Origin of the sequence: Ruminococcus sp. RTP21484sp1_RTP21281st1_A8_RTP21281_210402 (assembly GCF_040914025.1) — a bacterium.
Lineage (GTDB): Bacteria > Bacillota > Clostridia > Lachnospirales > Lachnospiraceae > Blautia_A > Blautia_A faecis.
Genome location: NZ_JBCPGE010000003.1, coordinates 110903 through 123663 on the forward strand (window position 1 = coordinate 110903; position 12761 = coordinate 123663).

General features: G+C 43.7%; 9 protein-coding genes. All 9 read left to right on the plus strand.

Annotation, left to right across the window (positions count from 1 at the left end; translation table 11 throughout):
• The first annotated feature begins 194 nt into the window (after positions 1-194).
• The 9 genes from AB5170_RS02305 to AB5170_RS02345 all read left to right on the plus strand — a co-directional run bounded on the left by AB5170_RS02305 (position 195) and on the right by AB5170_RS02345 (position 12760).
• Complete coding sequence (locus AB5170_RS02305; RefSeq protein WP_148462325.1) at positions 195-1451, plus strand: 6-phosphofructokinase; 1257 nt, start codon at positions 195-197, stop codon at positions 1449-1451.
• 166 nt (positions 1452-1617) lie between these two features.
• Positions 1618-4248: a pyruvate, phosphate dikinase gene (gene ppdK / locus AB5170_RS02310; RefSeq protein WP_148462324.1), complete on the plus strand. Its 2631-nt coding sequence runs from the start codon at positions 1618-1620 to the stop codon at positions 4246-4248.
• A 463-nt stretch (positions 4249-4711) separates the two neighbouring features.
• Complete coding sequence (locus tag AB5170_RS02315; protein WP_148462322.1) at positions 4712-5221, plus strand: Uma2 family endonuclease; 510 nt, start codon at positions 4712-4714, stop codon at positions 5219-5221.
• Between the two features lie 141 nt (positions 5222-5362).
• Positions 5363-5905: a GNAT family N-acetyltransferase gene (locus tag AB5170_RS02320; RefSeq protein ID WP_148462320.1), complete on the plus strand. Its 543-nt coding sequence runs from the start codon at positions 5363-5365 to the stop codon at positions 5903-5905.
• Between the two features lie 253 nt (positions 5906-6158).
• Positions 6159-7499, plus strand: a complete 1341-nt coding sequence (locus tag AB5170_RS02325; RefSeq protein WP_368361392.1) for an MATE family efflux transporter — start codon at positions 6159-6161, stop codon at positions 7497-7499.
• Positions 7500-7716: 217 nt separating this feature from the next.
• Positions 7717-8883, plus strand: coding sequence for a BMP family ABC transporter substrate-binding protein (locus tag AB5170_RS02330; protein ID WP_368361391.1), 1167 nt, complete (start codon positions 7717-7719; stop codon positions 8881-8883).
• A 271-nt stretch (positions 8884-9154) separates the two neighbouring features.
• Entirely contained in the window at positions 9155-10696 is a 1542-nt protein-coding gene (locus AB5170_RS02335; protein ID WP_187565616.1) for an ABC transporter ATP-binding protein, read from the plus strand.
• Entirely contained in the window at positions 10689-11819 is a 1131-nt protein-coding gene (locus AB5170_RS02340; RefSeq protein WP_148462314.1) for an ABC transporter permease, read from the plus strand. The genes AB5170_RS02335 and AB5170_RS02340 overlap by 8 nt, the downstream gene beginning before the upstream one ends.
• Positions 11819-12760 (plus strand): ABC transporter permease, encoded by a 942-nt coding sequence (locus tag AB5170_RS02345; RefSeq protein ID WP_118578626.1) that lies wholly within the window; start codon positions 11819-11821, stop codon positions 12758-12760. The genes AB5170_RS02340 and AB5170_RS02345 overlap by 1 nt, the downstream gene beginning before the upstream one ends.
• Position 12761: the final 1 nt, after the last annotated feature.

A 12761-nucleotide genomic window follows, 5' to 3' on the forward strand; every position in this document is an offset into this window, starting at 1 on the left:
TTAAAAAATTGCATTATTTGTCCGAAATATAAATAATTCATATAAAAACGACATAAAAACATAATTAAATATGCAAAACGTACAATATCACATTGACTTTGCCATATGCCTTTGGTAAACTATACAATTATAGGGTGAATGACATAGAGATTTTCGACACCCACATCCATTCGAAATAGAGGAGGAATACCACCATGGCAAAGAAAAGAAATATTATTGTAGGACAGTCCGGCGGCCCAACATCTGTAATTAATTCCAGTCTTGCAGGCGTATACAAGAATGCAGTAGAGCGTGGCTTTGACAAGGTATATGGAATGCTTCACGGAATCCAGGGGCTGCTTGACGAGCAGTATATCGACCTTTCTACCCAGATCCATTCCGAGCTTGACATTGAGCTTCTGAAAAGGACTCCGTCCGCATTTCTTGGTTCCTGCCGTTATAAGCTTCCGGAAATCCACGAAGACAGAGCTATCTATGAGAAAATCTTCGATATTCTGAACAAACTGGAGATCTATGCATTTATCTACATCGGCGGAAATGATTCCATGGATACCATCAAGAAGCTGTCTGATTATGCCATCATTACCGGACAGACCCAGAAATTCCTTGGTGTTCCGAAGACCATTGACAATGACCTTGCACTTACCGATCATACCCCAGGCTTCGGAAGTGCAGCCAAGTATATAGCAGCTTCCACCAAGGAAGTGATCCGTGACGCAGAAGGTCTCACCTATAAGAAAAATATGATTACCATTATGGAAATCATGGGAAGAAATGCGGGCTGGCTTACAGGCGCCACTGCACTTTCCAAGTCAGAAGACTGCGAAGGACCAGATCTCATTTACCTTCCGGAGGTTCCCTTTGATATTGAGAAATTCCTCGCAAAAGTGAAAGACCTTCTGAAAAAGAAATCCTCCGTTGTCATTGCTGTATCCGAAGGAATCAAGCTGGCTGACGGACGCTATGTCTGCGAGCTTGGAAGCGTAGGAGATTATGTGGACGCATTTGGACACAAGCAGCTGCAGGGAACTGCCACCTATCTGGCGAATTTCCTGGCAGCAGAGTGCGGCTGCAAGACCCGTGCCGTAGAGCTTTCCACCCTTCAGAGAAGCGCTTCCCATATGGCATCCCGGGTGGATATTGATGAGGCTATGATGGTTGGCGGTGCAGCCGTAAAGGCAGCAGATGAAGGTGACACCGGCAAGATGGTAGTCATCGACCGTGTATCCGACGATCCATATATGGCAGCTACTGGAATTTACGATGTACACCGAATCGCCAATGAAGAGAAGCTGGTTCCGAGAAACTGGATGAACAAGGATGCAAATAATGTGACCAAGGACTTTATCGACTATATTAAACCACTGATCCAGGGCGATTATCAGCCGATCATGGTAAATGGTGTTCCCCGTCATCTGGTGCTGAATACTGGAAGAAAAAAGAAAAATTGAGAAAATGATAAAAAATTGACTGTTTTTTGCCAGAATTACCTTGACGAATGACGAATAAGCCTATAAAATAACTATGTGCGTATAAAACATAGTTTATGTTTATGAAAGTAACTGTGAAGATACTGAACAGTTACCAATGAACAAATTTTTAGGAGGAAAATGTAAAATGGCAAAATGGGTTTACATGTTTACAGAAGGTAACGCTGATATGAGAAACCTTCTGGGTGGTAAAGGTGCTAACCTTGCTGAGATGACAAACCTTGGACTTCCTGTACCTCAGGGATTTACAATCACTACTGAAGCTTGTACTCAGTACTATGAGGATGGAAGACAGATCAACGACGAGATCATGGGTCAGATCATGGAAGCAATCACCAAGATGGAAGGAGTTACCGGAAAGAAATTCGGTGACATCGAGAATCCTCTGCTTGTTTCCGTTCGTTCAGGCGCAAGAGCTTCTATGCCAGGTATGATGGATACTATCCTGAACCTTGGTTTAAATGAAGACGTTGTAGCTGTATTATCTGAGAAATCCGGCAACCCACGTTGGGCTTGGGACTGCTACAGAAGATTTATCCAGATGTACTCTGACGTAGTTATGGAAGTTGGTAAGAAATATTTCGAAGAGCTTATCGACAAAATGAAAGCTGAAAGAGGCGTTAAACTTGACGTTGAGCTTACAGCTGACGACCTTAAAGAACTTGCTATGCAGTTCAAGGCTGAATATAAAGAAAAAATCGGTTCCGATTTCCCGGCTGACCCGAAAGAGCAGTTAGTTGGTGCAATCAAAGCCGTATTCCGTTCCTGGGACAACCCACGTGCCAACGTATATCGTCGTGACAACGATATCCCATATTCCTGGGGTACAGCTGTTAACGTACAGATGATGGCATTCGGTAACATGGGTGATGACTGTGGTACTGGTGTTGCATTTACAAGAGACCCAGCTACAGGAAACAAAGGTCTGTTCGGTGAGTTCCTTACCAATGCACAGGGTGAGGACGTTGTTGCTGGTGTTCGTACACCTATGCACATCGCTGAGATGGAGCAGAAGTTCCCGGAAGCATTCAAGAAATTTACAGAAGTTTGCCATACTCTGGAGACACACTACAGAGATATGCAGGATATGGAGTTCACTGTTGAGCATGGCCAGTTATACATGCTGCAGACACGTAATGGTAAGAGAACCGCTCAGGCTGCTCTGAAGATCGCTTGTGACCTTGTTGATGAGGGAATGAGAACAGAGGAAGAAGCAGTAGCTATGATCGATCCTCGTAACCTTGATACTCTTCTTCATCCGCAGTTCGACGCTAAGGCTCTGAAAGCTGCTACACCAATGGGCAAAGGTCTTGGAGCTTCTCCAGGAGCTGCTTGTGGTAAGATCGTATTCACAGCTGATGACGCTGTAGAGTGGGCTGAGAGAGGCGAGAAGGTTATCCTTGTTCGTCTTGAGACATCCCCAGAGGATATCACAGGTATGAAATCTGCTGAAGGTATCCTGACAGTTCGTGGTGGTATGACATCTCATGCAGCAGTAGTTGCCCGTGGTATGGGTGAGTGCTGTGTATCCGGATGCGGTGATATCGCTATGGACGAAGCTAATAAGAAATTTACACTTGCTGGCAAAGAGTTCCACGAGGGAGATTTCCTTTCCATCGATGGTACAACAGGTAACATCTACGACGGAATCATCCCGACAGTAGACGCTACAATCGCTGGTGAGTTCGGACGTATCATGGCTTGGGCTGACAAGTACAGAACAATGAAAGTTCGTACAAACGCTGATACTCCTGCTGACGCTAAGAAAGCAGTTGAGCTTGGTGCTGAAGGTATCGGTCTTTGCCGTACAGAGCATATGTTCTTCGGTGAGGGACGTATCGATGCATTCCGTGAGATGATCTGCTCCACAACAGCTGAGGAGAGAGAAGCAGCACTTGCTAAGGTTCTTCCATATCAGCAGGAAGACTTCGAAGGTCTGTTCGAGGCTCTCGAGGGCAACCCTGTAACAATCCGTTTCCTGGATCCGCCGCTTCATGAGTTCGTTCCTACAGAAGAGGATGACATCAAGAAGCTTGCTGACGCTCAGGGCAAGACTGTAGAAGAGATCAAGACTATCATCAATTCTCTTCATGAGTTCAACCCAATGATGGGACATCGTGGATGCCGTCTGGCAGTTACTTACCCAGAGATCGCTAAGATGCAGACAACAGCAGTTATCCGTGCAGCTATCAATGTAAAGAAAGCTCACGCTGACTGGAATATCTGCCCAGAGATCATGATCCCGTTAGTAGGCGATATCAAAGAGCTTAAATATGTTAAGAAGTTTGTTGTTGAGACAGCTGACGCTGAGATCGCAGCAGCAGGCGTAGATCTGAAATATGAAGTAGGTACAATGATCGAGATCCCACGTGCAGCTCTTACAGCTGACCAGATCGCTTCTGAGGCTGACTTCTTCTGCTTCGGTACCAACGACTTAACTCAGATGACATACGGCTTCTCCCGTGATGACGCTGGTAAATTCCTTAACGCTTACTATGATGCTAAGATCTTCGAGAACGATCCATTTGCAAAACTGGATCAGGTTGGTGTTGGTAAGCTTATGGATATGGCTATCAAACTTGGTAAGCCAGTTAACCCGAACCTTCACATCGGAATCTGTGGAGAGCACGGTGGAGATCCATCTTCTGTAGAGTTCTGCAACAAGATCGGTCTTGACTATGTATCTTGCTCACCATTCCGTGTACCGGTTGCTCGTCTGGCAGCAGCTCAGGCAGCTATCGCTCAGAAAAATAAATAATTCATTCTGAATATATATTTAAGTCATACTTCGGTGTGACATGTGTCCAAGCGTAAGAATAACCTTGGAGAATTGTAGAAATACGGTTCTTCAAGGTTTTTTTGTTTCTATGAAATGTAATACAGCTAACCGGGCAAAATCGATAGCAAATTATGCCAATACAGGAGGCGGATAAAAATGTTACTGTTCACTCCGTGACCAGTAACCGCTCCGCGATGCACAGAAATCATGCATTCGCATGATTTCGCGCCGCAATTCTCGGGTTTTCTGTGAACTTTGTTCACAAAAAACACCTCGCGGAATGTTACCAGTGAACAGTAACATAAAAATTACTTTTCTAATTAACCGGGATGATGTTATAATGAAGTAAACAAAAATAATTGTATACATTCAATATAAAAAAGGTGAATGGAATGGTTAATAATAAACTTGACCCACATTATAAAACAAAGGAGTGTAAAACATGGATTGGGATTTGAAAATAACAGATATGGCAGGAGCTACGCCGGAACATTCTGCGGTAATTGTAAATTTTGTTGCAGCAATCAGATATCAGTTAAAGAATAGTACATGCTATGTATATTCGGATAATGTTCAATATCGTTTCAAAGATAATCAGGGAAACAACAAGATTGTAATTCCTGATGCTTCCATAAACTGCCGTACAAAATCAAGACGTGGAAACACTTTTACAGATGCGCCGCGTTTTGTTATGGAAGTTCTGTCACCATCAACAGAAAATTATGACCGGACAGAGAAAATGCAGTTATATTGTGAACAGGAGATTGAAGAGTATTGGATTGTTGACTGGCGTAAAAGAACAGTTGAAATCTATGAACTAGACTATGAAGGAGAGATTCCGAAATACTACCTTTTGAAGACGATTACTGAAGAAAATAAAGACGAGTTACACTTAATTCATTTCCCTCAAATAAAGATCACCTTTGATGAACTATTTGAGGAAATTGATTAGTGGTTTATAACAAAGACAGCAGTAAATATGCCAGCTACTAAATAAAATTGCAGTTTTATTGGATTTCGCCAATTGTGATGAACGATTCATTTGATACTTGGTATGATAAGAAATGAAATACAAAAGTTGAGGTAAAAGATAATGCTGGAAACTCAAAGATTAATATTAAGAAAATGGACTGAGGAAGATGCAGAAAGCTTATTTGAATATGCAAAGGATCCGGAAGTTGGCCCTATTACAGGCTGGCCTCCTCACAAAAATGTAGAAGAAAGTAAAAACGTAATCAGAAATGTGCTTAATGGAGCAGAGTGTTACGCAATCTGTAGAAAAGAAAATAACATTGCGATTGGTAGCATAGAATTAATTCTGAATAGCCATACAGATATGACCGAACGGGATGACGAATGTGAACTTGGATATTGGCTTGGGCAGCCATTCTGGGGACGAGGCTATATGCCGGAAGCTGCCAGTGCACTAATACGACATGGGTTTGAAGATCTTGGCATGACAACCATCTGGTGTGGTTATTACGATGGAAACCGGAAATCAAAGCGCGTACAAGAAAAATTAGGCTTTGTTTTCCATCATACCTGTAATGAAGTTCCTGTGCCACTTTTTAATGAAGTACGTGTTGGACATACCAATGTAATGACAAAAGATCATTGGGAGAAATTATATAAATAACATTTTCTCGAAATGCGCACTGGCTCAAGCGGGTTGGTGCATTTTTTCTTCTAGAGCGTGTTTAAAACGATTACCGTTTCCTTTTTATTCGGATCTGTAATATGCTTGACGTAGAAATAAGTAAAAACTATAATTAATGTAATTGAAATAAACATATGATATGCCTCAAAGGGGGAATTATTATGGACGTTAATTTTGAGTATTGATTCCCCATTGAAGCTCAAATATGCTTCGGAAAGGAAAGTTTATACTAATGAAAACCAAGATTCAGGATATGACCTCTGGTTCGCCGGGGAGATTGATCATTCTTTTTGCAATTCCCTTGATGTTGGGGAATATCTGTCAGCAGCTTTATACAATGGTGGATACTATGGTCGTTGGCCAGATTGCAGGTGTGGAGGCTCTTGCAGCACTGGGCGCGGTTGACTTTCTGATGTGGGTTGTCACAGGAATATCTACTGGTCTCACTCAGGGATTTTCTATTCAGCTCTCCCAGTATTATGGTGCAAAGGATTTTGAAAATCTGCGTAAATCTCTGGCACACAGTTACCGGCTGACTGCATTCATCGCAGTGGGAGTATTCATTCTCAGCCAGTCCTTTGCTGCACTGGTATTAACAGGGCTGCATACACCTTCTAATATTATTGGAATGTCATTATTATATCTGCGTATTATTTTCTGCGGAATTCCGGCTACTGCAGCTTATAATATGTTTGCCGCTGCTTTAAGGGCTATGGGAAACAGTAAAACACCATTAACGGCAATGATCATCGCATCTGTACTAAATATTTCATTGGATATCCTTTTTGTGGCAGGCTTCGGATGGGGTGTGGCAGGGGCAGCAATCGCTACTGTGATTGCGCAGAGTTTTTCTGCCGTGTACTGTTTTCTGATTTTACGCAGAATTGATATTGTTCATCTGTCCAGAGCAGATTTTATGACTGCCGCAGGAATGAATGCCCGTCTGATGAAGCTTGGTATTCCTGTTGTATTTCAGAATATCATTATCGGTGTAGGCGGTCTGGTAGTCCAGTATGTGATCAATGGCTATGGCTTTCTTTTTGTGGCAGGATTTACAGCTACAAACAAGCTTTATGGTCTGTTGGAAATGGCAGCGATTTCTTATGGATATGCCATCGTTACTTATGTGGGCCAGAATCTGGGAGCCAGAAGGATCGACAGGATCAGGAAAGGTGTCCGCAGCAGTATGCTGCTTTCCCTGCTTACCTCACTGATCATTTCTGCTGCCATGTTTTTATTTGGAAAAAATATCCTCTCACTTTTCATCTCAGGTGAACCGCAGCAGACACAGGAGGTACTTGCAATTGCTTTTAAATACCTTTCTATTATGGCTGCCATGCTCTGGGTGTTGTACTTCCTGTATGTGTACAGATCTGCGCTGCAGGGACTGGGAGATACGTTAATGCCTATGGTAAGTGGTATGGCTGAATTTGTCATGCGTATCAGTGCTGCGCTGATTCTTCCCCATTTTATCGGGCAGGACGGTATTTTCTTTGCAGAGATTGCAGCATGGAGCGGAGCTACTGTGATCTTATGCGTCAGCTATAATGTGCGGATGCATAAATATCATTAAGGCAAAATATATGATACGGAAAATAAAAAAAGAGACATATGTCTTTTAACAAAAAATCAAATATAAAAAAATATACTAAAAAACACTTGAAAAAATCTCCTTTTTGTACGAAAATGAAAATAAATATAGAAAAAGGGACATGTGTCCTGTTTTAAAAGTGAGACATATGTCATTGTAGAGATAACAAAGCCAATTTCAAAAAAGGAGGAAAAATAATATGAAGAAAAGAATTGCAGCTATGGTTCTTGCAGGTGCAATGGCACTTTCCCTTGCACCAGCTTACGGAGTGACAGAGGTGAAGGCTGAGGATGGAGATATGAAGATCGCCATGGTAACTGACTCTGGTGATATTACAGACCAGAGCTTTAACCAGACCACTTACGAGGCATGTAAGGCGTGGTCCGAAGAGAATGGTTCTGAGTTCAACTATTATAAACCAGAGAGCGACTCTGATGAGGCACGTAACGCAAGTGTTGACCAGGCTGTAGCAGATGGAGCTAACGTGATCGTACTTCCGGGATATATGTTCGCAGCTACTATCGTAGAGCAGTCTGAGATGTATCCGGATGTGAAGTTTATTGCACCAGACGTAAGTGCAGGCGATATCTGTGAGAAAGGTGTTGGCGAAGGATACACCTACAATCCGGATGATTATGAAGTGACCGATTACTACAATGCAGACAATGTTTACTGCTGTACCTATCAGGAAGAAATTTCCGGATACATGGCTGGATATGCAGCTGTGAAGCTTGGATACAAGCATCTTGGATTCCTCGGCGGTATGTCTGTACCGGCTGTTACCCGTTTTGGATATGGATATGTTCAGGGCGTAGACGAAGCAGCCAAAGAGCTTGGAATCACAAGTGACGTTGAGCTTGAGTATGTATGCGGCGGACAGTTCTACGGCGATGCAGACATCACAGCTTACATGGATACCTGGTACGGAAGCAAGGGCGTTGAAGTTGTATTCGCATGCGGCGGTGGAATCTACACATCTGCAGCAGAAGCAGCAGCGAAGGTTGACGGCAAGGTAATCGGTGTTGACTCTGACCAGTCCGGAATCATCGGTGAGGACATCACTGTTACCTCCGCTATGAAGGGTCTTGCACCGACAGTAAAGACTGCACTTGATGCGATCAAGGATGGCAATTGGGAATCTGATTACGCTGGAAAGATCGACAATCTTGGTCTTGTATCTGAGAACCCGGAAGACAACTATGTACAGCTCCCAATGGAGACAACCCAGTGGGATGACAATTTCACTGTAGATGATTACAAAGATCTTGTAAAGAAATTATACAATGGCGAGATTGAAGTAAGCAGCGACATCACAGCAATGCCAGAGACTGAGATAACAGTAAATGATTACGGCAGCATCAAATAAGACAACCAACTACTCCGCATAGTAAATGCAATTATAAATCACGGGTAGGGTTCCGACAGGAAAGCAGACTGGTCTTAACATGAAGAATGGCCATGCAGTGATAAAAAGGGGAGTGAGCAGTGGCCACTTCCCTTTTTTGCGTAAGTGCCGTCATAACAAGACTTATATTACTGTTCGCTCGAGAGGGGTTTGTGAATGAAGTGATCAGTAACCGTTTTATCACTTGTGCGTTCTGTTTGTGAATCTGCCATGAAAAAAGGAGAAAGCGAAGATGAGTGAATATGCAATTGAAATGCTGGGAATAACCAAGCGTTTTCCCGGAATCATCGCAAATGATAATATCACACTTCAGTTGAAAAAAGGTGAAATCCACGCTCTGCTTGGCGAAAATGGAGCAGGTAAATCCACTTTGATGAGTGTTCTGTTCGGTCTGTATCAGCCGGAAGAGGGCGAGATCCACAAAGATGGAAAGAAAGTTGAGATCAAAGATCCAAACGATGCAAATGACCTGGGCATTGGAATGGTACATCAGCATTTCAAATTGGTAGAATGCTTCAGCGTTCTGGATAATATTATCCTTGGTGTTGAGACCACAAAAAACGGTTTCCTTCAGAAAGAGGGCGCGCGTAAAAAGGTTATGGCCCTTTCCGAAAAATATGGTCTTTCTGTAGATCCGGATGCCATTATCGAGGATACCACAGTAGGTATGCAGCAGAGAACCGAGATCCTGAAAATGCTTTACCGTGACAACGAGATCCTGATCTTTGATGAGCCTACCGCAGTACTTACTCCGCAGGAAATCCAGGAGCTTATGCAGATCATGAAAAATCTGGCAGCCGAGGGCAAAAGCATTCTATTCATTACCCACAAGCTTGGTGAGATCATGCAGGTTGCAGACCGCTGTACCGTTCTTCGTAAGGGAAAATGCATCGGAACCGTAGACATCAGGGATACCAACCCGGAGAAGCTTTCCGCCATGATGGTTGGACGAGACGTAAACTTCGTTGTAGAGAAAGAAGAAGCAAAGCCCGGTGAAGTTGTTCTGGATATCAAGGATATGGTGGTTGCTTCCAAGCATCATAAGAATAACGCAGTCAACGGCGTTTCCCTTCAGGTTCACAGAGGTGAGATCGTATGTATCGCCGGAATCGACGGAAATGGTCAGACTGAATTTGTCTATGGGCTTTCCGGTCTGGAGCCACTGAAGAGCGGCACCATCACTATGAATGGAAAAGACATTACTCACATGCCAATCCGTGAGCGTCTTACCTCCGGTATGAGCCATATCCCGGAAGACCGTCACAAACACGGCCTGGTACTTGATTATTCCCTGGAAGACAACATCGTCCTTCAGAGATATTTCGAACCACAGTTTACCAATAAACTGGGCTTTTTGAAACGCAAAGAGATTCGCAAATATGCCAACCGCCTGATCGAACAGTACGATATCCGTTCCGGTCAGGGTGCCATCACCAAGGCGAGATCCATGTCTGGTGGAAACCAACAGAAAGCAATCATTGCCCGTGAGATCGATAAGAATCCGGAGCTTTTGATCGCAGTTCAGCCTACCCGTGGTCTGGATGTTGGAGCAATCGAGCATGTTCACAAACAGCTGGTACAGGCAAGGGATGCAGGCAAAGGCGTTCTTCTGATCAGCCTGGAGCTGGATGAGGTTATGAATGTATCAGACCGGATTCTGGTAATGTACGAAGGAGAAATCGTAGGAGAATTTGATCCGAAGAAAGTAACCGTAGAGGAACTTGGCCTTTACATGGCTGGATCAAAGAGAAAGGAGACGAAGAGCAATGAATAATGAATCCAAAAAGAAAGAAAGCATTCTGAGAAACAATGCGGTTCAGACCATCATTGCCTCTCTTTTATGCATTGTGATTGGTCTTCTCATCGGTTATCTGGTACTTCTTATTATCAATCCTGCAGGAGCTGCAGGTGCGATTACCGCAATTATCAAGAATTATTTTTACTATCCAAGCCAGAAGGCTATGATGAAATATATGGGAACCACACTGGTAAAGGCTTCCGCACTTCTGATGTGTTCCCTGTCCGTTCTGTTTGCTTACAAGGTTGGACTTTTTAACATTGGAGCAGCAGGACAGTATGTAGTTGGAGCCGGAGCTTCTCTGTATTTTGCGTTAAAGCTTGGTATGCCCTGGTATGTATGCATGATCGCAGCAATCGTGATCGCAGCCCTGGTAGGCGGCATCTCTGGTGCACTGAAGGCTTATTTCAATGTAAACGAAGTTATTTCCTGTATCATGCTGAACTGGATTTCCCTGTATGTGGTGAATATGATTCTTACCCAGGTGAAATCCGAGTCTACTCCATACACTGTAGATCTTTCCAGCGGCAATAAGAGTGCTCTTCTTCCCAACTGTGGACTGGATGAGATCTTTTCCGGAAACAAATTCGTATCCATCGGTCTTATTATTTCTGTGGTAATGGCAATCGTAGTGTGGGTACTTCTGGAAAAAACAAAATTCGGTTTTGAGCTTCGCGCAACAGGTATGAACAAAAATGCTGCAAAATACTGCGGCATGAAAGAGAAGAGAAATACCATTGTAACCATGATGATCGCTGGCGGTCTTGCAGGACTTGGTGCGGCTGTTTTCTATCTCAGCGGAATTGAGACCTGGATGGTTCAGCAGACAACCGTTCCGGGCATGGGCTTTAATGGAATCGCAGCAGCCTTCCTTGGCGGCCTTCACCCCATCGGAGCAATTTTTTCCTCTTATTTTATCCAGCATATTACAAGTGGTGGAAGCTATGTGGATAAGACCATGTATTGTGCACAGATCTCTGATCTGATCTCCGCGTTTATCATTTATCTGTGTGGATTTGTATTCTTCTTCAAACTCTGGTTAAACCGTTATCTCGATAAGAGAGATGAGAAAAAAGCTGCAAAAGGAGGAGAAAAATAATGTTATTATTGATTCAGTATACATTAATATTTGCTTCTGTATTGATTCTCGTAGCACTTGGCGGTTGTTTTTCCGAGCACAGCGGTGTCATCAACATCGGTCTTGAGGGAATTATGGTTATGGGTGCACTTGGCGGTGCCCTGATGATGAAATATCTTCCGGATTCCGCTCCGGCACCAGTTGTGATCCTTCTGGTGGTTCTGGCCAGTGTACTTGTGGGAATGATATTTTCCCTGCTCCTTGGTGTGGCTGCCATTCATTTCAATGCAGACCAGACACTGGTTGGTACGGCCCTGAATCTTCTTGGACCGGCTGCAGCTGTTGTTATCGTAAGAGCCATCAACATGGCAGAAAACCCAGACAACGTTTCTTCCACAGTTGCCTACAAGGTGGCTAAGAAAGCGTTTCTGATAAGAATTGGAAAATTTGAATTCAGCTGGTTCATGCTTTTTGCACTGCTGATCCTCCTTGCTTCTTATGTGGTACTTTATAAGACCAGATTTGGACTTCGTCTGATGGCATGTGGTGAGCATCCACAGGCAGCCGATTCGGTAGGTATCAATGTTTTTAAAATGCGTTACGCAGGCGTTTTGATCTCCGGCGCACTTGGCGGTCTTGGGGGACTGGTTTATATCACTGCCGGTGTAAGTGAGTGGAAATTTGAGAACGGAGTTGCTGGTTTTGGTTTCCTTGCACTTGCTGTTATGATCTTCGGACAGTGGAAGCCGGTAAACATCGGACTGGCAGCCCTTCTGTTCGGTCTTTTCCGTGCGCTGTCAAACGTATACACAGGATTTGATGCGCTGGTAGCCTTGAAGCTTCCCAGCACATTATACAACATGTTCCCATATATTATTTCCCTGATCGTTCTGGTGTTTGTATCCAAGAATTCCAGAGCGCCGAAGGCGGAAGGTATTCCGTACGATAAAGGACAGAGGTGAC